Raw genomic sequence first — 24497 nt, 5'->3', positions numbered from 1 at the left:
CTTTCGTTTCAGAGAAATTATACCATCATAACCATTTATATCAAGATAAAATAACGTTCATTTTTTGTTTTACTGCATTCATTTCATTCGGCCGTCGCGTATCAAGCAAGGGAGCTACAACGCATAGAGCAAAAGAACCAGGAGAATTGTTTTGTAATTTTTTTCAATATTTTTCATACTCAAACGTTACATCGCCCTTATGGCTGTAGATGTTTGTAAAAAATACACGAAATTACTCGTTAAAAAGAGAATATAGCATTCATATGCTTTTAGAATCATCTTTTTGAATACAATTGACTTTCGTATCTTACATCCTCTAGGCTAGTAAATGAAAATGATAATCTTTATCAATTGGAGGAGTGTTTTATTATGTCCATCAAAACCGTTTCTAAAAATCAGCAATTTTTAGAGCAACAAAGTCAAAGAGAATCTAATGCAAGGTCTTACCCGAGACGGTTCCCATTAGCCATGCAAAAAGCCGAAGGTATGATCGTGACAGATGCAGATGGTAGAGAATTTTATGACTGCCTAGCAGGTGCAGGAACACTTGCCCTTGGTCACAATCACCCGGTTGTTATAGATGCTATTGAACGTATGCTTCATGAAAAAAGACCGTTGCATACGCTGGACATCACTTCAGAGATTAAAGAAGAATTTGTGAATGAGATTTTTTCTCACTTGCCAGAAGAGTTTGCAAAAAGAGCAAAAATTCAATTTTGTGGACCAACTGGTGGTGATGCTATAGAAGCAGCAATTAAATTAGTCAAGACAGCGACGGGAAATCGTTCCATTCTATCATTCCACGGAGCATATCATGGTGCTACACATGGCACGATGTCATTAAGCGGCAACTTATCGCCAAAAGAAAAAGTACAAGGATTAATGCCAGATGTTCACTTCCTGCCTTATCCATATGAATACCGCTGCCCATTTGGAATCGGCGGTAAAGACTCACATCGCATTTCCAGTTCTTATATTGAGCGTGTATTAAATGATCCTGAGAGTGGAATTCTCCCGCCAGCAGGCATGATCTTTGAAGCGGTGCAAGGGGAGGGCGGCTCCATCCCGGCATCAATTGAATGGATACAAGAAATGAGACGAATCACAAAAGAAAAAGGAATTCCACTTATTATTGATGAGGTTCAATCAGGCATCGGCCGAACTGGTAAGATGTTTGCCTTTGAACATGCTGGTATTGTGCCAGATGTCATTGTGTTATCAAAAGCAATTGGGGGAAGCCTGCCACTATCCGTTGTGATTTATGACAAAGACTTAGATCAATGGAATCCAGGTGCACACATTGGCACGTTTAGAGGAAATCAAATGGCGATGGCAGCTGGAACTGCTACGCTTAAATATATAAAAGAAACCAATCTGCTTGATCATGTAGAAGCGCTTGGTCAGCGTATGCAGGCCAATCTAAAAGACATTCAAAAACAAGTGCCTGCTCTCGGTGATGTGCGAGGAAGAGGATTAATGATTGGTGTTGAAGTTGTGAATCCAGATGAGAAACAGGATGTGGACGGCAGTTATCCAGCAAATCCAGAGCTAGCCAGTCTCATTCAAAAGAATTGTTTTGATAAAGGCTTAATTGTGGAGACAGGAGGCCGTTTTGGAAGTGTGATTCGATTCTTACCGCCTTTGACCATGACAGAAGAACAGCTTGAAAAAGTCATCACGATTTTTAAAGAGGCAGTTTACGATGCAGTCAACTAAACCATCTGTCGATTCATTATTTATTCAACAAAGCCAGCTTGGGAGGGAGTCCTTCCAAGCGGCTCTCTACACATCCATCGACAGCTTACTGGCAGAGTGGCAAACAAGCAGAGGACCGTATAGCGGAATATTGCCTGGGAAATTAGCGACTCATGTCGAATCGTTATTCCAGATTCAACCGGCTGGTGAATCCATTGAGTCTGTTTTTCAAGATATAAAAAATCACCTTTTACCGCATTTGGTTGATGTGTCACATCCTAAATGCCTGGCACATTTGCATTGCCCACCTCTTATCCCTGCTCTGGCAGCAGAGGTGATCGTAAGTTCCTTTAACCAATCAATGGATTCCTTTGATCAAAGCGGCATTGCATCTTTGGTTGAGGAGGAAATCCTCAAGTGGTTATGTGAAAAGTTTTCTTATGGAGAACGAGCAGATGGGACCTTTACGAGCGGTGGAACCCAATCTAACTACATGGGACTGCTTTTAGCAAGAGATGCATTTTGTGAAAACACTTGGCAATGGAATGTACAGCAGAAAGGGTTGCCGAGCGAGGCAAATCGTATGCGGATTCTTTGCTCCAAGAATGCCCACTTCACTGTAAAAAAATCAGCATCTCAGCTAGGTTTAGGTGAACAGGCTGTTGTGTTAGTTGAGACAGACGAACATCACCGAATGGACCTGCATGATTTGCAGAAGAAGCTTATGGAGCTTAAGGAGCAGGATTTGCTTCCATTTGCAGTCGTGGCGACTTGCGGGACAACTGATTTTGGCAGTATTGATCCTGTATGTGACATATATGACATGGTGAAGCCTTTTGGTTTGTGGATTCATGCAGATGCTGCTTATGGAGGAGCGCTTGTATTAAGCAAAACCTTCCGAGGAAAATTAGATGGCATCGAGCTTGCTGATTCGATCACAATCGACTTTCATAAGCAATTTTATCAGCCGATCTCCTGCGGGGCATTTCTACTAAAGGATAAAAGACATTTTGGTTTGATTGATTACCATGCAGATTATCTCAATCCAAAGGAAGATGAACTGGAAGGCATTCTGCATCTCGTGAATAAATCTGTTCAGACGACGCGCCGGTTTGATGCGCTAAAACTCCTTCTCTCTCTGCGTATGATTGGAGAAGAAGGATTTGCAAGTATCATTGACCATACCATCCATTTTGCGAAAGATGTGGCTACGTTGATTGAGAAAAATGATCATCTTGAGGTGATCAATCCTGATCCAGAAATCAATGCAGTCGTGTTTCGTTTTATAGATGATCATCAAGCAGAGGACATCAATAAAATCATTCATCGCACACTTTTCCAAACAGGAACGGCTGTCGTAGCAAAAACAGTAGCCGATGGTCAAACTTGCTTAAAATTCACTTTGTTAAATCCGAGAACGACTATTACACATATTGAGGAAATCCTTTCTGACATTGTTGATATCGGGATCGCTCATATTCAATCCGGGAGGGTACTACGTTGAGTCAATATAAACAAATGGCTGAAAATGCAACGATGCAAAGCTTTTTAAACTGTTTTTTACGTGAAACAGGAATTGATCGATCTGCAAAGAAAGAGACAAAAGCAGACGGCTCACTTGTATTTGTAGCAGCATTAGCAAAACAAGATCTTGAGCTTGTCATTCCGATTCGATATTTTTCGCCTGTAGGCCGTCATCTCTTTGATTTTCCCGTTCGCTTTCGCCCGCAAGGCAGTGAGCAACAGGGAACGCTCATCGATTACACCACACTTGTTGCTTTATGTTCAAAGGAACTTCTCATTGAATATGGCCGCACAGATGCAGAGGATGAGTTCATGCTTCGCATCATTTTAAGCTGCCGGAATATTGAACGATTCATCAGAGAGAGAGAAAGTGATCGAGCGGCTCTTTCTTCAGCTGATTTTGAATATATTGAAGCGGAGCAGTCACTTCTTCTTGGGCATTTAACGCATCCTACACCAAAAAGCAGACAAGGAATGAAAGAAGAGGAGGAAGCTATTTATTCTCCTGAGCTGAAAGGCTCTTTCCAGCTTCATTACTTTAAAGCACATCCGTCAATTGTGCTTCAGGATTCTTCAATTTCACAGTCTGCGGCAAGCCTCATGTTTGAGGAGCTCATGCGACAGATACCAGAAGAAAAAGAGAGACTGACGACGTTAACAGAAGGCGGTCAATATGTCCTGATTCCGATTCATCCGCTACAAGTCCAAGTGGTCATGGAGAAAGCGTTCGTCAAGCGTTATATAGAGGACGGAATGCTGACGTATTTAGGGCCGCTAGGATCTGAATACACAGCGACATCTTCCTTTAGAACGGTCTATCAAAAAGACTCTGCGTACATGCTTAAATTCTCTGTCCCTGTAAAGATCACAAACTCTTTACGCGTTAACAAACAAAAGGAACTTGATCGTGGAGTTGAGATGTCTCGTATCTTAAAAACAGAATTAGGCGTTTCATTATATGACAAATTCTCTGGATTCCGTGTGATTGAAGATCCTGCGTATCTATCTATTCAAGGGGATGAGGCGGAATCTGGCTTTGAAGTCGTCATTCGTCAAAATCCATTTTTGCATCATGAAAAAGGGGCAAGCTTAATTGCAGGGCTATGTCAGGATCATGCATACGGAGGAAAATCAAGGCTTTCAGGCATTATCAATGAATTAGCAGATGCTGAAGGCAGATCAACAGAAGATGTCAGCCGTGATTGGTTCACACAATATTTATCGATTTCGTTAGAGCCGATGCTTTGGTTGTTTGAAACGTATGGTCTTGCCCTTGAAGCCCATCAGCAAAATGCTGTCGTACAGCTAAAGAATGGATATCCGCACACATTCTATTATCGTGACAATCAAGGCTACTATTATAGCGAATCGAAAAAGGATCAGCTTGCGAAGCTTGTTCAAAACTTAAGCGTCAGAAGTGAAACCATTTGTGCAGACGATGTAGCGGTTGAGAGACTGCGTTACTATTTCTTCTTTAATCATTTGTTTGGTCTTGTGAATGGTTTTGGTACAGAGGGGCTTGCAAAAGAAGAAGATTTATTAGCCCTGATTAGAGACACACTGCTTGCGCATGAAGAGACATATGGTGCATCTGAGCTGACGAACAGTCTTCTTCGGTCACAGGAGCTGCCTTCAAAAGCGAACTTACTCACGAGGTTTGAAGATATGGATGAGCTGACGGGTTCTTTAGAAACGCAATCCAGGTACACGTCTGTGTTGAATCCGCTCTTTTTACATAAGGAGGCGCTGATTGGATGAGGCATCGAATTGGGTTCATTCGCGCTGAATATGAACGGGACGTCCAGCTTGTCCACAAGTGGATGCAAGAAGAGTATGTCCACCCATTTTGGCATTTGAATATTCCATTTCCTGCTTTTGAAAAGCACTTTTATCAGGCCATTCATGATCCGCATCAAACCCTTTATTTAGGAACCATTGATGGCACGCCGATGAGCTATTTTGAAGCATACAATGTGAAAGGGGATATCATTGAATCGTACTATGAGCCTTCTCCGCATGATCAAGGCATTCACCTGTTAATTGGAGAGCCAGATTATGTAGGGAAAGGATTTGCGGCTCCGCTGCTTCAAGCCATGACAGCATTTCAGTTTGAGCAGAACAAACGAACAGAAAAAATCGTGGCTGAGCCAGATATTCGGAACGAAAAAATGATTCATGTCTTTGAAAAGTGTGGATTCGAACGTGTGAAACCAGTCACTTTACCAGATAAAACAGGTCTTTTGATGTTTTGTCATCGAGATCCATTTGAAAGGAAGTATAACCATGACGCGGTTCAACAAGCAAAATAATGTAGTGGATGTCATTGGGATTGGCATTGGGCCATTTAACCTAGGGCTTGCTGCATTATCTGAAGAAGTAGACGAAATTGACGCTTTGTTTTTTGAAAGAAGTGAAGCGTTCCACTGGCATCCAGGTATGCTCATTGAAGGGACTACACTTCAAGTCCCCTTTTTAGCGGATCTTGTCAGTATGGCGGATGTGAAAAGCAAATATAGCTTTCTCAACTATTTGCAGGAACAAAACCGTTTGTATTCATTTTACTTTCTAGAAGACTTCCATATCCCGCGCAAGGAATATAGTCATTATTGCCGCTGGGTCGCGGATCAATTAGATTCTTGCCGATTTGGCATGAATGTCGAATCTGTCTCCATCGTTGAAAAAGCTGGAGAAAAACGATATGAAGTGCATGTCCGTCATGTGAAAGATCAAACGGTAGAGGTGTTTGAAAGTAAGCATCTTGTTTTAGGTATCGGCACACAGCCTGCGGTACCAGCACCTATTCAGCCAGCTTTAGGGGATCGGGTGTTTCATTCTGCTGATTACTTGAAACGAAAGAAAGAAGGCTGTTTTAAAGGAAAATCCGTGACGGTCATCGGTTCTGGTCAAAGTGCGGCAGAAGTATTCTATGACATTTTATCAGACGATGAGGCGAAGGATATTCATTGGTTTACACGCTCTAAAGGGTTTTTCCCAATGGAATATTCAAATTTGGGTCTTGAGTATTTCTCTCCAGACTATATTGATTTCTTTTATGAGCTTCCGCAACCTAAAAAAGATGCGCTATTAAAGCAGCAAGATTTGCTGTATAAAGGCATCAGCTCAGCGATGATCCGAGATATTTATCACTTGCTTTATGAACGTTCTGCTTGCGGAGAGCAGCTGAACACCGTGCTGCAGGCGATGACGGAGGTCAATTTGATTGAGGAAACGAGGGACGGCTTATCGCTTTCATGCAATCAATGGGTCAAAGAGGAATCCTTTACGCATGAGACAGACATTGTCGTCTTGGCAACGGGCTATCAATCTGTATTACCGCCATTTATTGATCCGATTTCCCATCATATTCAGTGGGATCATCAAGGACGCTTCCAGGTTGAACGTGAATATCGATTGAAAACAAATACATTAGGTGAAAATGATATTTTTGTACAAAATGCAGAGCTTCATACACATGGAGTAGGCGCACCAGATTTAGGGCTAGGGGCGTACCGAAACAGTGTCATTATCAATGAACTGGCTCGTCGACCTGTGTATCCACTTTATCAAAAGCATGTTTTCCAGACATTCGGTACACATAAACACGCAAATACATTTGAAGAAATTAAAGGGTAAGGAGGATGAACCGATGAGTATACAAGATGAAATGAAAAAAGCGGTCAATCCTGCTGCTTGGAAAAAAGCAAACCAGCGAATGGTGGCAAAAATGCTGTCCGAATATATGTATGAGGATATGCTTCATCCCGTTCAGCTAAATCATCAGGATGGCATCGCCCAATATGAATTAATCATTCACGAACAGAAGAAATATCGTTATCTCGCAAAACCTCGTTTGTTTGATAGTTTTGATACGATTGCTGAATCGATCGAGTGCTGTCAAGACGGAACGTGGACAAAGGATGTTAGTGCCATTGTGTTTTTACTAGACATTCAGCCGATCATCCCAATGTCTTCTGAAACAACTGGCCATCTGATCAAAGAGCTTCACCATACCTTGTTAGCTGATGTTCATTTGCTGTCGAAAAAAGCACTTCGTGCAGATGAGCTGACGGATACAGATTACGCATGGATTGAAGGCGAGATGACTGGTCATCCGTGGATCGTCTATAACAAAGGGCGTATTGGGTTCAGCTACGAGGATTACTTAGCCTATGCACCTGAAAGGCAGGAATGTGTGCAGCTGTCTTGGATTGCTGTTCACCGAGAGCTTGCGACTTTCCATGCGGTCGATCATGAGAACTATGAGCACATCATTGCCAAGGAATTAGACGAAGTCACGATTCGTCAATTCCAACGTGTGTTAAAGGATGAAGGGCTGAATGCGGCTGATTATTATATGATGCCTGTTCATAAATGGCAGTGGACACATATGATCATCCAACATTTCCCCGAAGATTTAGCGATGCGCCGTATTGTGTATTTAGGAGAAGGGCTGGATCAATATATTCCACAGCAATCGATCAGAACCTTTACGAACATCTCAAATAAAGGCAAGCATCATATTAAATTGCCAATGAGTATTTTAAATACGCTAGTGTACCGGGGGCTCCCATCAGAACGTACGGTGATTGCTCCTCGTATTACAGCGCATATTAAAGGCATCGCCGATCAAGACGTCTTTTTGTCCGATGTATGCCGCGTCATTTTACCAGGTGAGAATGCGAGTATCAATGTTGATCATCCTTATTACAGCAAGCTACCTGGTGCGCCATATCAATACCTTGAAATGCTTGGAGTCATTTTTAGAGAAAGCATTTATACGTATTTAGATGAAGGGGAGAGCCCTGTTACGCTGGCGGCACTGACGTATGAAGATCATGAAGGCGAACCTTATCTGAAGCAGCTCATTGAAAAATCGGGTCTGTCAGCAAAAGAATGGATGGCGTCATTCTTCCATGTTGTCATGCCGCCGCTTCTGCACTTTATGTATCAATATGGCACGGTGTTTTCACCGCACGGACAAAATACAATTCTTGTATTAAAAGATCATAAGCCGCATCGTTTGGCGATCAAAGATTTTGTTGATGATGTGAACATTAGTGATCAACCGCTGCCTGAATTGGCTTCATTAGAAGAAGATCTAAAGGAAGTGCTGCGTAGTGAGCCGCCTGAGGGTCTTGTACAATTTATTTTTACGGGCCTGTTTATTTGCAATCTTCGTTACGTGTCAAACGTGTTAGACAATCACAATCTGTTAGATGAAACGACGCTTTGGCGCTTGCTTGCAGAAGAAATTCAGCAGTATCAAAAGCAATTTCCACAACTAAAAGATCGTTTTGCTTTATTTGATCTATTCCAGCCTCAGCTGACAAAGCTTTGCTTAAACCGTAATCGCATGATTGATTATGGCTATGGAGATGGAGATGACCGGCCGCATGCATCAGAGCATGGCAAGGTCACAAATGCACTCGCTCAAGTTCTCTCATCCGTAGGCGAAAAATAAATAAGAAAAGCTGTAGACAACATCTGTCTACAGCTTTTTGATTTTTTAAGAAAATGCTTGTGAGGCCAGGAAATAGAGAAGCGCAGGATCGTTCTGCTTTTCGTTCCCGCGAATCATCATAAAATGTGCGACGTTTGTTTTCGTAAATCCTGCTTCTACAAGTGATGCATGCAGGCGTTCAGCTGTTTCTTCCTGCATATCTAAACGAAAGGCGCCAGAATAAGACGTGAGAAGTGATTGAATGAGTAATAGCGCCGTTTGTTCATCGTTTGCTGCAAGCGGGCCAATCATCAGATTAGCTGGTGTTTCCACACCAAACGCGAAGCCGGTGATTTCGTGGTGTTCATCCTTTGCGATCAGTTTAAATGCTGCTCGCTCCATTCGTTTTATTAAGAAGTTTGATCGATTGGTTCCTGCGCCTTTTTCATCCAGTCTTTCAATAGACGGGAGGTGCGTTTCATCAGCGGGAAAAAGATGAATCTGATGTGACGGATGAAGCGCACTAGGGTTTGTTTTTTGTGCTTTGTATGTATGAATATAACCGGCTGTCTGAAAGCCGATTTTTTCATAGACTGGCTGTCCTTGTACAGTAGCCGTTAAAACGACAGGGACACTTGGATCACTATGACGAAGCAGTGTGTCAATCATTTGACGGGCAAGACCGAGGCCTCGATGTGTCTCAGATACAATGACCGCTCCAATTGATGCCACACTGTCATACTGAAAAAGTCCAGCGCATGAAATGACTTGTCCTTCAGTTGTTGTAAAACCGGTAAAATGTCCATTTGTTAAAAGAGATGTGAGCTCTTCCGCATTGTAATCAGGCCAATCGACCTCTTTTGACAATGCGACAAGGTCTGGTATGTCATCAAGGGTTAAAGATCGTTGAATAACGTTTGGCAATACACGCAACTCCTTCTTAGCTGATTTCTCTCTATGTATCGTACCATAAGAACGCATAAGAAAAAGGAAAAGGGGATACCTTTTCCTTTTGTCTAGTTTAATAATTGAGGTCACGGTTGTATTCATATTCAAAGGTGAGCTGTAAGTTCTTAATTGAGACAACGCCTACTTTGATTAACCGTCCACCGATCAATTGAGGAACCTCGGTTGCATTAAAAGAAACAAAAAAGCGGTCTTTTGCTGGCACTTGACTTGTTTTATAAGAAGAGATGTCAACTTTTTGACCGTTCCAAGGTACGTTCACTGTTCCGCCTTTTAAGGAAGAGACGGTGAATACATAATTATATGCATTTGTACTACCTTTTTCAGCTTCTAATGACAGGCCAGTGACAACGGCATCCTGCGGCAAGCTGCTTAAATCAAAAGAAGAATTGGGAGATCCGGCTTCATTGAAACTATTCAATGTGGCAGGTGATCCATATCGTTTGGTTGTGCCTTTTTCAATACTTTTATCAAAGACAATACGATACATGTTGTCCTCTTCATTTAATAATTGCTTTGGTTTGACGGCTAAATAGTAGTCAGTACTGGCGGCAATTTTCGGCATATGGATGATTTCATTTTGGTTGTTTGTTCGCACAGAGGAAGACACGAGTGACCCGCTCTGATTGTAAAGATAAAGATCGAAATCATTTCCAGCTTTCACATTGACGAGTTTGATAGAAAAGCGGCCATCTGCTCCATCAAATTTAGAGCTGGTGAACCGGTAAAAATCAATGTCATTCATAGAAGAGATACTGCCTTCGTGATATAAATAGGTCTTGTTTAGATGAAGAGAGTGCTGTAAGAATTGAGCTTTGTCCATCGTATCATTGTTTGCATAATCACTGTCTGGATACAGATGCTCCAATTCTTCTGTATAATATTTGGTTTGTTTAGTAGACGTTTCACTTGCTTGAGCAGGTGATTGGAAAAGAGGGCTAGCGATAAAGAGGCCTGTAAGCAATAAAACCCCGATCTTCTTTTTGAACATGACAAACATCTCCTTTTAAGTAAATGACTTTCATTTATAATATCGGTAAATAAACTTAATTTTTCATATTTATTCCATTTTTATTTATAAAAAGAACCTCCAATTCAGGAGGTTTTTTTAGTGAACGTTAAAATATCGAGCTTCAGGATGAGAAACGACAATGGCTGAAACGGATGCTTCAGGCTCCATCATAAACCCTTCTGTGAGATGAATCCCGATTTTTTCTGGCTGCAGCAGGTGGAATAGTTTTTCTTGGTCTTCTAGATTAGGGCACGCTGGATAACCAAAGGAATAGCGCTGACCTTGATATTTGGCTTGGAATCGTTTCTCCATCGTGAAATCGACTGGGTCTGGGAATCCCCATTTATCACGAATTACTTGGTGCGTTCGTTCAGCCAATCCTTCTGCAAGCTCAAGTGCTAAAGCTTGGACAGCATGCATTTTCAAATAGTCACCCTCTTGTTTAAATTGCTGCGCAACTTCTCGTATGCTGGCACCAGCCGTCACTGCAAATAAGGCGATATAATCTTTCTCGTTCTCTCCGGTTTTCCGCACATAATCAGAAATAGACCGGTACGGAAGTTTTTCCTGTCTTGGAAATTGGAATGTCTCAATGACGCGGTCAGGCGCTTCTGGATCATAGATATGCAGGTCATTCCCATTTGAATTGGCAGGGAAGAATTGATAGACGAATGCAGGTGCAAACCAGTTTTTCTCTCTGCCTTCTTGAAGAAGATCTGTGATCAGCTGTTTTAACTCCAATGCTTTTGGATGCTGTTCAGCCAAGAGCTTTTTGACCTTTCCTTTTAAACCGAGGTGATGGCCGATCAGCATTTGCTCATTGACATAGGGCATTATGTGGTGCAAATCAATATCCCGTACATAATGGCGTTTCGTATTTTCTGGCGTGAATATCGCTGCCTCCGGAAGTGTCGCGCGTTTTTCTAGTAATTCAATCACAGCTTTTGGCTGCGTTGTTTCTTTTTCCTTATGGAGCGTTTCTTGATCCTCTAAGGGTTTTGTTTGAAATTGAAGAGGGTTCGTTCTTAATTCATTCGCTAAAGACAGACCGTCCATTGCATCTTTGGCGTAAAGGACGGGGCCATCATATTGAGGCGAAATTTTCATCTTCGTAAACTTCCGTGAAAGCGCCGCGCCGCCCACCAAAATGGGAACAGAGATGTTTGCTTTTTGTAAATCTTGAGCGGTCAAGACCATTTGCTGTGCTGATTTGACAAGTAAACCTGATAGTCCAATCATATCTGGCTTTTCTTTTTGCACCGCTTCAATCAATGTTTGTGGGGTTACTTTGATTCCGAGATCGACGACTTGAAAGCCATTATTGCTCAAAATGATGTCGACCAGGTTTTTCCCTATATCATGGACATCTCCTTTGACGGTGGCGAGGAGAATCTTCCCTTTGCCGCTTGCGTCCTTTTTCTCCATAAATTGCTCAAGGTATGAAACAGATGCTTTCATGACCTCAGCGGATTGAAGCACTTCAGCTACAATCAATTCGTTTTGATTAAAAAGGCGCCCAACCTCTGACATTCCCTGCATTAATGGTCCATTGATGATATGAAGAGGTGATTCAAATTTCTCCAAAGCAAGGGCAAGGTCATCAATCAGGCCTTCTTTCGTCCCTTCGACGACATAGAGTGCCAGTCTTTCATCAAGCGATAAGGAGATCTTTGGTTTTTTCTCTGTTTTCTTTTTCCCGCGATAAAATTGTGTGAACTCAGCAAGGGTTTGATCATTTGTTTCATAAAGTAAAGTTTCAGCCAGCTTGATTTCTTCCTTTGGAATTGAAGCGAAGCGTTCAAGCTTTTCAGTATTCACGATCGCATAATCAAGCCCTGCTTTGACGCAGTGATACAAATAAACGGCATTCAATATTTCTCTACCAACTGGCGGGAGTCCGAAAGACACGTTACTAATGCCTAAAATGGTGAGACATTCAGGCAGTACTGCTTTGATTCGCTCAATGCCTTTAATCGTCTCTTCAGCAGCACCAATATACTGTTCGTCTCCAGTACCTACTGGAAAGACAAGCGGGTCAAAAATGATATCACTCGCAGGGATTCCATATTTTTTCGTGAGCAGGTCATGGGATCTTACGGCAATTTCAAGTTTTCGATCTGCTGTGACGGCCATCCCTGTTTCATCGATTGTTCCAACAACAAGTGCGCCGCCATATAGCTTGACAAGCGGAAGAATCTCTTCAAAGCGCTCTTCTCCATCCTCTAAATTAATAGAATTAATAATGGCTTTTCCTTGAGAATACATGAGTGCTTTTTCGATGACATGTTTATCGGTTGAATCAATGACAAAAGGAGCTTTCACTTTTTTCATGGCTTCTTTTAAAAAGCCTTCCATGTCTGCTATCTCATCACGATCAGGGTCTGCTAAACACACATCAATGACGTGAGCGCCATTTTTCACTTGAGCACGGGCAATTTCTGCTGCCTCTTCAAACTTTTGTTCTGCGATGAGCCGTTTGAATTTGCGTGAACCAATGACATTTGTGCGCTCACCAACAAAGAGGGGGCGCATCGCTTCTTCATAAATGAGGGGCTCGATTCCTGATACGGTATGCGGTGATGACTCATGCGACATGCTGCGGGGCTGAAGCGGACGTACTTCATCTGATAATGCCTTAATATGTGCAGGCGTTGTACCGCAGCAGCCGCCAACGATATTTAACCAGCCTTCTTTTGCAAAAGCGGCGATTTTTTTAGCAAGCGAAGCAGGGGATTCGTGATATTGTCCTTCTTCATCAGGGAGACCAGCGTTTGGATAGCAGCTGACAGCCGACTTTGAGATGGAGGAAAGTGTACGGATATGGTCTGTCATAAATTCTGGACCAGTTGCACAGTTTAGTCCGACGCTGATTGGTTTCATATGCTCAAGTGAGATATAAAAGGCTTCAATATCTTGACCGGCAAGGGTGGTGCCCATTGGTTCGATCGTCCCTGACACCATCAGTGGTAGCTCAATACCGGTTGCGTGAAAGGCTTCTTGAATGCCTTTAAATCCAGCTTTGACATTCAGCATGTCTTGACTCGTTTCTAAAAGAAGAGCATCACATTTCCCATCAATCAGGGCGCGGGCTTGTTCTTCATAATTTGCAACGAGCTCTTCAAACGTTGTGCCGCCTGTCACGGATAATGTTTTTGTAGTGGGCCCCATTGCGCCTACTACAAAGCGGGGCCAGTCTGGCGTCGACAAACGGTCTGCTTCACGCTTTGCCAGCTGAGCTGCTTTTACGTTCAATTCATAGGCGAGATGGCCAAGTCCATATTCATCGAGAACGAGCTTCGTCGCACCGAATGTATTTGTTTCAATGAGGTCAGCACTTGCCTCTAGGTATTGCCGGTGAATCGTGGAGATAATGTGAGGGGCTGTGACGTTTAAATATTCGTTACAGCCCTCATACTCTTCTCCGCCGAAATCCTCTGCTGTGAGATCGGCGTTTTGAATCATTGTGCCCATTGCACCGTCAAGGACGAGGATGCGTTTTTTGAGCTGTTCAGTGATAGTTGGCATGGATGTTTGGCTCCTTTTCTTTCTGATGGATGTAAGTTGTCAGTTCTGCTGTTAAATCTGATCGAAGGAAAGGGGTAATTAAATAGATACCATTAAACAATTCGCAAGCTGTATCTAATAAAGAGCGGGCAATCGCTAACCCTTCTGTCCGCTGCTTTTCTTTATTTTCGCCTGCCTTGGCCATAATCTCACGAATCGAGTCAGACAATTTAATGCCGGGAATTTCATGATGAATAAACTCTGCGTTTCGGCTGCTTGTTAGCGGCATAATGCCGATGTAAATCGGTTTATCCAAATGTCGGCTTTCTTCATGAATCTTCACAAGCTGTTCCTCAGAGTAAACAGGTTGTGAAATAAAATAATCGGCACCATATTCGATTTTCTTCTCGAGGCGTTTGACCGCTTTATCAATATGACGGACATTGGGATTAAACGCGCCAGCCACTGAAAAATTAGTCTTTTTCCCGAGCGGTTTCCCAGAGAAAGATAGCCCCTCGTTAAATTGTTTGATCAGACGGATCAAATCAAAGGAGGTTAAATCATACACAGATGTCGCACCTGGGAAGTCCCCAATTTTAGACGGATCGCCTGTGATGGCTAAAATATCGGTTAGTCCAAGCGTGTCCAGCCCCATTAAGTGGGATTGGAGTCCAATCAAATTGCGATCACGACATGTGATATGGACAAGTGAACGCATATCAAGCTGCTGTTTTAATAAAGCGCCGCATGCTACATTGCTAATACGCGGGGTAGCTAGAGAGTTATCGGCCAGCGTGAGGGCATCAATGCCTGCACTTTTTAATTCGTTCGCTGCGACGAGGAATTTTTCAAAGTTCAGCTTCTTCGGCGGGTCCAGCTCGACGATAATCGAACGTTTTTTCACAGCCAGCTCGTCAAGACCTGGTTCTGTCCGTTGATCTTGGATGGAAATAATTTCTTCTTTTAATACTTTCACTTCTTTTTCGGTGATAGGTGCTAAATCTTTGACCGCCTCTGCCATGGCGCTTATATGCTGAGGGGTTGTTCCGCAGCAGCCTCCAATGATTCGTGCGCCCTGATTTCTAAACTCAAGTGCACTTTTTCGGAAATAATCATTATCTGTATCATAGACGAGTCTGCCTTCTTCAAGGGAGGGGAGACTGCTGTTTGGATAGACAGATAAATGAGAATTTTCCAAAAGTGGAACACCTTCAAGTGCCTGAATCATATGATAAGGGCCCAGCCGGCAGTTAATGCCGACGACATCAGCGCCAAGTGAGGATAATTCAGATAAACCGTCTTTTAGCGGTGTCCCGTCCTGCAATACACCTTGCTCATGCATGGAGACGTTCATGACAATCGGAAGCGCTGTTTCTTTGCGAGCAATCTCAAGAACGGCTTTTGCTTCTTCAATATCGTAATATGTTTCAAGCAGTAATCCATCAGGCTCTTCATTTAAAAGGATATAGAGCTGTTCTCTAAAGCTCCGTTTAATCTCGTCTAAAGAGTAGGCATTTTTGTTAAATGTTCGAATGCCACCGATCGTTCCAAGGACATAAGCTGAGCCAGCGGCTGCTTTGGCAATTTGTACAGCTTTTGTGTTAATGCGTTTTGTTTCTTCTTCTAAACCGTAGCGGGATAGTTTAATATAATTCGCACCGTATGTGTTCGTTTGAATAATGTCCGCTCCAGCTTGCACATATGCCTCGTGCACTCTTTTGACTTCATCTTCTTTTGATAAATTTAATTCTTCAAAGCAACGGTCAATGCCATAAGAGTATAAAAGTGTTCCCATTGCTCCATCAGCAATCAGTACGCGATTTTGTAAGTCTTGTAATAGGCCCATTGGTTTCCTCCTTATTTCTATGTAACAAAAAAAGCCTTCTGATAAGAAGAAGACTTTTTGGCTGTATTGAAATTCTTCTCCTTATCTTCCAAGCAGTTGCTTGCTGGATTTAGCACCTTGGTCATAGAAAATAGATTTCTACTACACCGGTTGCTGAGGCTTCACAGGGCCAGTCCCTCTGCCTCTCTTGATAAGAAAGCGATATGAACATGTCAATGAATTGAACTTCCATCAACTGTATCGAAAAAATCGGAAATAATCAATGGAAAATTTGAAATTTATCGAAAATTTATAAATTGGACGTCAATCGGTAAATCTGCCTTACGCATGAGTGCCATCACTTCTTGTAAATCATCTTTATTTTTTCCTGTCACACGCACTTGGTCATCTTGAAATTGCGACTTTACTTTCATACCAGATTGTTTGATCAAGGCATTGATCTTTTTGGCATTGTCCTTATCAATCCCGCTAATCAGCTTTGCACGCTGGCGAACGGTTCCACCTAGGGCATGTTCTGTTTTTCCGTAGTCAATGTTTTTAGTCGGTACGTTTCGTTTAATCAGTTTTGTCACAAGGACATCCTTTAGCTGCTCCAGCTTGAAGTCATCATCAGAAATGAGAACGAGTTCTTCTTTTTCTAGTGAAATATCACTTTTACTTCCTTTAAAATCATAACGGTTTTTAATTTCTTTCAGTGCTGCTTGAATGGCGTTTTGCACCTCTGGCAGCTCCACCTTCGAAACAATATCAAATGAACTTTCTTTTGCCATCACATATGACCTCCAACTATAGATATTGCGTCTATTTTATCATGCCCATAGGGGAAGAAGAAACTTTATCGAGGAGAGTTCAGATGTATGCGGTATAATTCAAGTACAGTTTGTCCACTTTAGCTAACAGAACTAGAGATGTTCATGATGACAGAAGTATAGTAGAATAAAGTGAATCAAAAGATGAACGAACGCTCTTTTAAGGGCAGATAGGAAGGAAGAGAACATGAGACCAGGTGAGCAACTGACCTTGCAAATAGATAACGAGATGGAATACGGCTACTTTTTAACAGATGGCGAAGATTCTGTTCTCCTACATCGCAGTGAGATGACAGAGGATATTGGAGATCGTGATGAAGTAGAGGTCTACCTATATGTAGATCATGAGGAAAGACTGGCAGCGACGATGAAAATTCCTAAAATCAATGCACATACATACGATTGGGTAGAAGTCGTAGACGTTGTAGAAGATATGGGTGCTTTTGTCGATATAGGTTTGTCAAAGGATGCACTTGTTGCAACTGAACACCTCCCGCCTTTTGAGGAAGCGTGGCCGAAAAAAGGCGACAAACTATACTGTATGCTCAAAGTGACAAGTTACGGGAGAATGTTCGCAAAACCAGCCACTGAAGATGTGATCAGTGAATTGTTTACTGAAGCGCCAGAAACGTTAATGAACAAAGAAATTACTGGAACGATTTATCGCTTAATTGCGACAGGTTCTTTTATGCTGACGGATACAGGCGTGCGTGGGTTTATCCACCGCACGGAACGAAAGGAAGAGCCTAGATTAGGATCGACCGTGACAGGACGCGTCATTGCAGTGAAAGAGGACGGAACCGTGAACGTTTCTCTGCTTCCTAGAAAACAGGATGCATTATCTGTCGATGCAGAAGAAATCTTAACTTATATGAGAACGAGAAACGGTGCAATGCCTTACGGGGATAAAAGTGATCCAGAAGATATCCGGGAAAGATTTCAAATGAGCAAAGCAGCCTTCAAACGAGCATTAGGTCATCTGATGAAAAATGATCTTGTTTACCAAAAAGAAGGATGGACATACGAGAAAAAGTGAGCATTTGCTCACTTTCAGCGTGTAGACAAACCCTCGCATTCTTTGTCAGTCCTGCGCGCTGGTACTCACGAATGTCAAATTCGCTCCGTGCCAGTGCTCGTCCTTCCTAGACTGCAAAGGTTTTCTATCACGCTGAAAAGAAGACAAAGGGCTAAAATCAAGTTCATTTTAGCCCTTTGTCAACAATCTGAAGTGAGCATTTGCTCACTTTTTTTATTTTTGTCATAAATAATGGTTTTTTTCAGTGAAAAAAGTCATGAAAAAAGCTGAAAATCCTTCACTTTATCATTGAAACAATGACTCTCAAATCCGATAAATAAGGGGTAAGGATGATAAAAGGAGTGTGTTTTTGGATGAAAGTGAAGATTTCATTACTTCTGATGGCAGCTATGATCATGGTACTCGCCTCATGCAGCAATCAGCAGGGAGGACCACCGGTATCAAATACGAAGCATATTGGTGTCATGCTGACGGATGATGGTCTTGGTGATCAATCATTTAACGATTCATCATTTAAGGGATTAGAAAAAGCACGTGATGAGCTTGGCATTGAATTCGATTATAGAGAAATTGCAGAAACCGATACATATGAAAAAGGGCTGACCGAGCTTGTGAAAGATGGAAATGACCTGATCATCGGTGTAGGTTTCAGTATGCAAGAAGACTTAGAAAAGGTAGCGAAAAAATATCCGAAAAAGCAATTTTTACTCATTGATGCTGTGTCTGAATTGAAAAATGTCACATCAGTGACTTTTAAAGAAGAGCAGGGCAGCTATTTAGCGGGAGCACTTGCTGCCATGACAACAAAAAGTGATGTCATTGGTTTTGTGGGCGGAGTCGATGCAGAGGTGATCCATCGATTTGAACAAGGCTATCAAAAAGGCGCAAAATTAGTGAATCCGAAAATCAAGGTCGTATCCACGTATGCTGGCACATTTAGTGATGCAGGCAAAGGCAGTAAAATAGCGAAAGACATGATCAAAAAGAAAGCAGATGTTTTATATGCCGCAGCCGGTTATACGGGTGTTGGTGTATTAAAAGAAGCGCAAACGCAAGGCAAATATGCAATCGGCGTGGACAGCGATCAGTATTATACAGCTGAAAAAGCCGTTATTTCGTCTATGGTCAAAAAAGTAGATGAAGTCGTCTATCAATTCAGCGAACAGCTCGTCAAAAGCAGCAAAATCAAAAGTGGACATATCGTTTATGACTTAAGTAATGACGGAATCGATATGGCAAGAATCCGGGTGCTCAAAGATGCTGAGAAATTGACCAAAAAATTAAATGGACTGAAGCAAACACTTCTGAAAGAAGAGGGGGCAGCATCATGAGCTTACGCATCAAAATTTTGCTCAACTCACTCATTTCACTTCTTTTAGCGGTTGGCGTAATTGCCTTTATTATTGTGAGCATGACAAAGATTCAGTCATCAAGCGAAACAGAAGTTCAAACCTTACTGAATGTACAAAAAACGAAGGCCAGCTTTGAAAGTGTCGAACAAGCCATGACCAATTATTCCATGACCCTTTCAGATGAACAGCTAGAGGTCGTTCAAAACGATATATCGACAGCGAAAAAACAGCTGCAAACGTTAAACAAAAACGCAGGAAATATGAACAAAGAAGCCCTAACACGGTTAAATTCAAAGTTTGACACATGGACGCAAGAAGCAAACAATGCCATTGGTGAAAAAAATGCCTCTGATGCCAGACGAGTGGCTGCCAGAATTGACGGTGTTTTAAACGACGTGCATACGATGAATAAAAGAGCACAAGAAGCGTATGAATACCATTTAGAGGAGGCGGCAGACAATGTGCAAAGGATCATTACCAGCGCATCTGTCGCAGCCCTCACGCTGATTGTCATCGCCGTCTTTTTAAATATTGGGTTAACGAGATCCATTGTGACACCAATCAAATCCCTTTCTTACCGGGCAAAACAGATTGCCGAAGGAAACCTCGCTGTGGAGCGGATGAACATCAAGCGGAAAGATGAAATCGGCGGATTAAATGAGTCGTTCAATCAAATGACGGATCAGCTGATTAGCTTGATTCAAGAAATCAGCCATGTCTCAAGCCAAGTAGAATCATTCTCGATTCAGCTAGATGATGAAAACAAAAAGCTTATGGAATCGGCCAATCAAGTGTCTGTATCGACAGACGAAATGGCGAATGGTTCACAAGCGATTTCAGAAGACCTTCAGCATGGCGTTAGTTTGATTGAGAAAATGGATTCACATGGCCGTAAGAATTCCGAAAGATCACATACAGTCATCCGTAGTACAGAGGATGCCATTGAAGCGGTGGATAGCGGAAAGCACACGTTAACAGAAACAAAAGCAGCCATTGAAAAAAATACACGTGCGACGAGACAAATTGAAGAGTCAGCAGGAGAATTCACTCAGTACGCAAGCGGAATCTCCGCAATGGCCAAAACGGTTTCTGATATTGCGGACCAGACAAACCTCCTCTCGCTTAATGCGGCGATTGAAGCGGCAAGAGCAGGAGAAGCTGGCAAAGGGTTTGCCGTCGTAGCGGACGAAATCCGTAAGCTGGCAGATGAATCGTCTCGTGCAACAAGACAAATTTTTGACATGGTGAGTCATATTGAAAAAGGCATTCAATCCATTAGCCAAACTGTACAAGAAGGGGTCAAGCTATCACTTCAGCAGCAAGATGCAATGGACAAAACCTCACACTCCTTTGAAGATATAGAAACAAAAGCACAACATATTAAGCAAGAAATGGCGGTCTTAAATGACCAAATCATTCAATCAACAGAGCTTGGTGGACAAGTGCTGCACTCGATTGAAAATATTAGTGCCGTTGTAGAAGAAACGGCAGCGGGCAGCGAAGAAATTTCTGCCTCGGCAAACGAACAGCTGCAATCTTTCCATCAAATGAACAAACAAGTAGAAGAACTGATGAATATGACAGCAAGGTTAAACGAAACCGTTCATCGATTTAAGCTATCATAAGAAAAGCACCCTTCCCGTGATGTTTCAGGGAAGGGTGCTTTTTATGATGGGCTGCCTGTAAAGAAGATGGCAAGTGTGCTAGGGCCTGAGTGGGACCCAACAGCCGCGCCGATGACCTGGATGTCGATTTCTTTTGGGTGAAATTCCGCTTCGATTAATTGTCTCATTTCTTCTGCAAGTGCAGGGTCATCTCCATGACTAATGCCAACAGTTTGACTAGACCAGTCAGATCCGCGTTCTTTCATCAGCTCGATAATGCGTTTCAATAATTTTTTACGGCCACGAATTTTTTCAAGGGGTATCAGTTTTCCATCCTCAACGTGTAAAATGGGTTTAATACTTAACAATCCGCCAACAAATGCGGACGCTTTACTGATTCTTCCGCCTCTTGCTAAATACGATAAATCGTCTACAGTAAAAATATGTTGTAAAGATTCACAAAAATGCTTTACAGACGTTTCAATTTCTTGTATTGTATTTCCGTCAATGGCAAGTGATTGAGCGTGTTTGACAGCTAGTCCATAACCAAGTGAAGCACATTTAGAATCAATGATTCGTAAATCGAAATCAGGGTATTCTTCCTTCACTTCGTTTGCCATCATCACAGCGGTTTGGTATGTACCTGAAAGCTCTGATGAAAAGGCAACATAGATAGCGGATGTATGGGTTTGGGCTGCAGAAACAAAGGCTTCTTTGATCCGGTTCGGTGAAGCTTGTGATGTTTTTGGACTTGCGCCTTGTCTCATCGCATCAAATACTTGTTTTGGTTCAATGGTAATCAAATCCTCAAATTCCTGCTCGCCGAGTAACACACGCAGCGGAATGAGTGTCATGTTTTGTTCATCATAATAAGAAAGAGGCAGATCAGCAGCACTGTCTGCTATGATATGAACAGTCATCAAAATCCCTTCTTTCTAAAAAAATCAACCATATTTTACATCTTTTTAGCCTAACTATATCATAGAAAATCATTTTTTCGTGTTCAAATTCTAAATTTTAGGGAAAACCATAGAGAGAATGGTAAGTGGAGGAATGACAACATGTTCATTGGAGAAGCAAAAAAATTCATCGTCGTCGTCATTGGTGCCTTACTCAATGCGATTGGGCTGAATTTATTTTTAATCCCTGCTGACGTATATGCAAGTGGTTTTACAGGGGTTGCCCAGCTATTATCTAGTTTAATCGATCAATATGCACCGTTTTATTTATCAACAGGAATCCTATTATTTATTTTAAACATTCCGGTCGGCATTTTAGGCTGGATGAAGGTTGGTCGTTCCTTTACTTTGTATAGCATTATTAGTGTGGCACTGACAACGATTTTCCTCGGCATTTTACCAGAGACAAGTGTTTCTGAAGATATTTTATTAAATGCTGTATTTGGCGGAGTCATTTCTGCACTTGGCATTGGGATTACCCTGAAATATGGGGCATCTACAGGCGGCCTTGACATTATTGCGATGATTTTAGCGAAATGGAAAGACAAACCAGTCGGCACGTATTTCTTCATTTTAAACGGAATTATCATTTTTACAGCAGGATTGTTACAAGGTTGGGAGAAAGCTTTATATACCCTTGTCACATTATATGTGACGACTAGGGTAATTGATGCCATCCATACGAGACATGAAAAGCTGACCGCCATGATTGTGACAAAGAAAGCAGATGAAATCAAAGAAGCCATTTATGGAAAAATGGTCAGAGGGATTACGACTGTTCCGGCCAAAGGGGCATTTACCAATGAACAAAAAGAAATGATGGTCATTGTCATTACAAGGTATGAGCTGTATGAACTTGAACAAATTATAAAGGAAGTCGATCCAAAAGCCTTTACAAATATTGTTCAAACAACCAATATTCTTGGATTTTTCAGACGAGATTAAAAGGTGGGTAGAAGATGAAAAAAGGGTTAGTGCTTTTTCTCGTTCTATTGGTTTTAACAGCTTGTGGACAACAAAAAAAGGATGAACCAGACAAGGAGGTATCCGGTCAAATGGGAGAAAAAACCGTTGTGCTCACAGTAGACCCCGTCCAAAAAGGTTCTTCGGTTCAATTTCATATGTCACTCAAAAATGAATCAGATCGAGATATTGAATTCACGTTTAACACAAGCCAAAAATTCGAATTGAGTGTGTACGATGAAGACGGAAATGAAAAATACCGTTACTCGAAAGACCGTATGTTCACACAAGCCATCCAATCCTTTGTGCTGAAAGCAGATGAAACATATGACTTCCAAGATACGTGGTCAAACGGTGTGGAGCCGGGAACGTATGAAGCGGTCGTCACATTTAAAGGAAAAGCAGAAGGGCTAAAGCAAATCACTGAGAAGAAAACGTTCCAAGTGAAATAAGCATAAGAAAAGCTGTCCACAAAGCGGACAGCTTTTTTCGTTAAAGATCATCAAGCAGGTCTTGGAACGTATGCAGCTGGTTTCTTTCTGCATCTGTCGAATTAGCAAATGCAGATGATACGGCGTTTTTAGCTCGCTGAACTGCTTGTTGACGCTCTAAACCAGATGGAAATGAAGAAGTAAGGGCTTCCTCAGTAAATGATTTGGCTTGATCAAAAAGTTCGTTTCTCACAATGAACCTCCAGAAGCATCAGTCTTCATATTTCCCCTGTCCTCCGCAGCTTCTTCAAGTGTGGAACGATACGGAAAACGTGCGTCATGCAGACTGACTGAATCTTTACCTTGTTGTATAAAGCGTTTCGATTTGCTTCTTTTACCCATTCGGAATCCGCCCCTTTACACAAGCTGACAGGACAACCTGTCTAACGGTAGTATGCCCGCTTCGACCTGCTATGTATGAATGGAAAAATTAAAGCGAGAAGTAATTCGTTAGGAATTTTGCAATCCCATCTTGTTCATTCGTATCTGTCACTTCATTAGAGACGCGTTTCACTGCATCAATCCCGTTGCCCATTGCAACCCCGCATCCAGCAAATTCAAGCATCTCTAAATCATTGTCTTCATCTCCGAATGCCACAATCCGTTCCTGAGGCACACCGTAATAATCACTAATTTTTTGCAGTCCAACGGCTTTGTTCATGCCTGTTTTAATGATTTCAATGACGTGCCACGGAGCAGCCCAGCGTCTGTGGTCAATCACTTCTGCATGAACATCTGTCAAATAGCTCCGAATCGCTCCGACGTCTTCTTCTTTTGCGTGAATTAAGACGCTTGTGACATTCTCTCCAAGATTGTTCCGAAGATCTCCAACGGTCACTTTGTTTGCATTCATATTAAATATATCAATGAGCTTTTCATCATGATAATGGAAATACAAATCGTCTAGCACTTCAGCTAACACATTGTGTACTTTATATTCCTCACTAATATCCACAAGCTGTTTTACGACTTGAAGATCAAGTGATGTGTGAAATCTGCCCCATTTTTCATCAAGAGGATGATGGACAAACGCTCCATTAAAGTTCACAATCGGAGAATCGAGCTGCAATTGCTGATAATAAGGAGAGCTGGAACGAAATGGCCGGCCAGTTGAAATACAGACATGATGCCCGCTGTCTTTCACTTTTTGAATGACATCAAGTGTGTGTGCTGAAATCGTTTTATCGTCTTTTAATAACGTGCCATCCAGGTCAAGTGCGATTAGATAAGGTTTAGTCTCCATAAAATCTCCTTTGATCTGTAAGTAATAGGAGGCAGCTAGTGCGGGTGCCTCCA

At 42.1% G+C, this 24497-nt stretch carries 20 protein-coding genes and 1 riboswitch; of the genes, 11 read left to right on the top strand and 9 right to left on the bottom strand.

Features of this window, described 5'->3' with window-relative positions:
• Window positions 1-369 precede the first annotated feature (369 nt).
• From N521_RS17915 to N521_RS17890, 6 genes are read left to right on the top strand one after another with little or no spacing between them, the layout of a single operon-like run.
• Window positions 370-1716 (top strand): aspartate aminotransferase family protein, encoded by a 1347-nt coding sequence (locus N521_RS17915; protein ID WP_035392469.1) that lies wholly within the window; start codon window positions 370-372, stop codon window positions 1714-1716.
• On the top strand, window positions 1703-3199 hold the full coding sequence (locus N521_RS17910) for a pyridoxal phosphate-dependent decarboxylase family protein (RefSeq protein WP_035392468.1): 1497 nt from the start codon (window positions 1703-1705) through the stop codon (window positions 3197-3199). Before N521_RS17915 ends, N521_RS17910 begins: the two co-directional genes overlap by 14 nt.
• Window positions 3196-4977, top strand: coding sequence for an IucA/IucC family protein (locus tag N521_RS17905; RefSeq protein WP_035392466.1), 1782 nt, complete (start codon window positions 3196-3198; stop codon window positions 4975-4977). Before N521_RS17910 ends, N521_RS17905 begins: the two co-directional genes overlap by 4 nt.
• Window positions 4974-5528: a GNAT family N-acetyltransferase gene (locus N521_RS17900; protein ID WP_035392465.1), complete on the top strand. Its 555-nt coding sequence runs from the start codon at window positions 4974-4976 to the stop codon at window positions 5526-5528. The genes N521_RS17905 and N521_RS17900 overlap by 4 nt, the downstream gene beginning before the upstream one ends.
• On the top strand, window positions 5503-6852 hold the full coding sequence (locus tag N521_RS17895; protein ID WP_035392464.1) for a lysine N(6)-hydroxylase/L-ornithine N(5)-oxygenase family protein: 1350 nt from the start codon (window positions 5503-5505) through the stop codon (window positions 6850-6852). The genes N521_RS17900 and N521_RS17895 overlap by 26 nt, the downstream gene beginning before the upstream one ends.
• Before the next feature lie 13 nt (window positions 6853-6865).
• Window positions 6866-8680 carry an IucA/IucC family protein gene (locus tag N521_RS17890; RefSeq protein WP_017366993.1) on the top strand — a complete coding sequence of 605 codons (1815 nt, stop codon included), beginning with the start codon at window positions 6866-6868 and terminating at the stop codon, window positions 8678-8680.
• 45 nt (window positions 8681-8725) lie between these two features.
• Here N521_RS17890 and N521_RS17885 read toward each other — a convergent pair whose 3' ends face one another.
• The 5 genes from N521_RS17885 to N521_RS17865 all read right to left on the bottom strand — a co-directional run bounded on the left by N521_RS17885 (window position 8726) and on the right by N521_RS17865 (window position 16757).
• A complete protein-coding gene (locus N521_RS17885) occupies window positions 8726-9583 on the bottom strand; it encodes a GNAT family N-acetyltransferase (protein WP_035392462.1) in 858 nt (285 codons plus the stop codon).
• Window positions 9584-9680: 97 nt separating this feature from the next.
• The gene (locus N521_RS17880) at window positions 9681-10616 is read right to left on the bottom strand and encodes a hypothetical protein (RefSeq protein ID WP_008348558.1); all 936 of its coding nucleotides are present in this window, start codon (window positions 10614-10616) and stop codon (window positions 9681-9683) included.
• Window positions 10617-10733: 117 nt separating this feature from the next.
• Window positions 10734-14162, bottom strand: a complete 3429-nt coding sequence (gene metH / locus N521_RS17875) for a methionine synthase (RefSeq protein WP_035392460.1) — start codon at window positions 14160-14162, stop codon at window positions 10734-10736.
• On the bottom strand, window positions 14146-15987 hold the full coding sequence (locus N521_RS17870; RefSeq protein WP_035392459.1) for a bifunctional homocysteine S-methyltransferase/methylenetetrahydrofolate reductase: 1842 nt from the start codon (window positions 15985-15987) through the stop codon (window positions 14146-14148). Before N521_RS17870 ends, metH begins: the two co-directional genes overlap by 17 nt.
• 78 nt (window positions 15988-16065) lie before the next feature.
• Window positions 16066-16184, bottom strand: a riboswitch (SAM riboswitch).
• Between the two features lie 81 nt (window positions 16185-16265).
• Window positions 16266-16757, bottom strand: a complete 492-nt coding sequence (locus N521_RS17865; protein WP_035392458.1) for a YajQ family cyclic di-GMP-binding protein — start codon at window positions 16755-16757, stop codon at window positions 16266-16268.
• A gap of 226 nt (window positions 16758-16983) precedes the next feature.
• Here N521_RS17865 and N521_RS17860 point away from each other — a divergent pair, with 226 nt between their 5' ends.
• The 3 genes from N521_RS17860 to N521_RS17850 all read left to right on the top strand — a co-directional run bounded on the left by N521_RS17860 (window position 16984) and on the right by N521_RS17850 (window position 20809).
• Window positions 16984-17832, top strand: a complete 849-nt coding sequence (locus N521_RS17860) for a CvfB family protein (protein ID WP_017360190.1) — start codon at window positions 16984-16986, stop codon at window positions 17830-17832.
• Between the two features lie 353 nt (window positions 17833-18185).
• Entirely contained in the window at window positions 18186-19163 is a 978-nt protein-coding gene (locus N521_RS17855) for a BMP family lipoprotein (RefSeq protein ID WP_035392456.1), read from the top strand.
• A complete protein-coding gene (locus N521_RS17850) occupies window positions 19160-20809 on the top strand; it encodes a methyl-accepting chemotaxis protein (protein WP_035392454.1) in 1650 nt (549 codons plus the stop codon). Before N521_RS17855 ends, N521_RS17850 begins: the two co-directional genes overlap by 4 nt.
• A gap of 41 nt (window positions 20810-20850) precedes the next feature.
• On the opposite strand, the gene N521_RS17845 is transcribed toward N521_RS17850, so the two are convergent.
• Window positions 20851-21708: a DegV family protein gene (locus N521_RS17845; protein WP_008348544.1), complete on the bottom strand. Its 858-nt coding sequence runs from the start codon at window positions 21706-21708 to the stop codon at window positions 20851-20853.
• 141 nt (window positions 21709-21849) lie between these two features.
• Between N521_RS17845 and N521_RS17840 the strand changes: the two genes are divergently transcribed.
• On the top strand, window positions 21850-22692 hold the full coding sequence (locus tag N521_RS17840) for a YitT family protein (RefSeq protein WP_007499067.1): 843 nt from the start codon (window positions 21850-21852) through the stop codon (window positions 22690-22692).
• Between the two features lie 14 nt (window positions 22693-22706).
• Window positions 22707-23162, top strand: a complete 456-nt coding sequence (locus N521_RS17835; protein ID WP_008348542.1) for a BsuPI-related putative proteinase inhibitor — start codon at window positions 22707-22709, stop codon at window positions 23160-23162.
• A gap of 40 nt (window positions 23163-23202) precedes the next feature.
• Here the strand turns inward: N521_RS17835 and N521_RS17830 are convergent, their stop codons facing one another.
• The 3 genes from N521_RS17830 to N521_RS17820 all read right to left on the bottom strand — a co-directional run bounded on the left by N521_RS17830 (window position 23203) and on the right by N521_RS17820 (window position 24444).
• Window positions 23203-23394 (bottom strand): DUF3813 domain-containing protein, encoded by a 192-nt coding sequence (locus tag N521_RS17830; RefSeq protein ID WP_008348541.1) that lies wholly within the window; start codon window positions 23392-23394, stop codon window positions 23203-23205.
• Window positions 23391-23543: a hypothetical protein gene (locus N521_RS17825; RefSeq protein WP_008348539.1), complete on the bottom strand. Its 153-nt coding sequence runs from the start codon at window positions 23541-23543 to the stop codon at window positions 23391-23393. Before N521_RS17825 ends, N521_RS17830 begins: the two co-directional genes overlap by 4 nt.
• A gap of 88 nt (window positions 23544-23631) precedes the next feature.
• Window positions 23632-24444: a Cof-type HAD-IIB family hydrolase gene (locus N521_RS17820; RefSeq protein WP_008348537.1), complete on the bottom strand. Its 813-nt coding sequence runs from the start codon at window positions 24442-24444 to the stop codon at window positions 23632-23634.
• Between the last annotated feature and the right edge of the window lie 53 nt (window positions 24445-24497).

Source organism: Bacillus sp. UNC125MFCrub1.1 (genome assembly GCF_000701305.1).
GTDB lineage: Bacteria > Bacillota > Bacilli > Bacillales > Bacillaceae > Bacillus > Bacillus altitudinis.
Note: the sequence above shows the minus strand (reverse complement) of the source record. Positions and strands in the feature narration are given on the sequence as shown.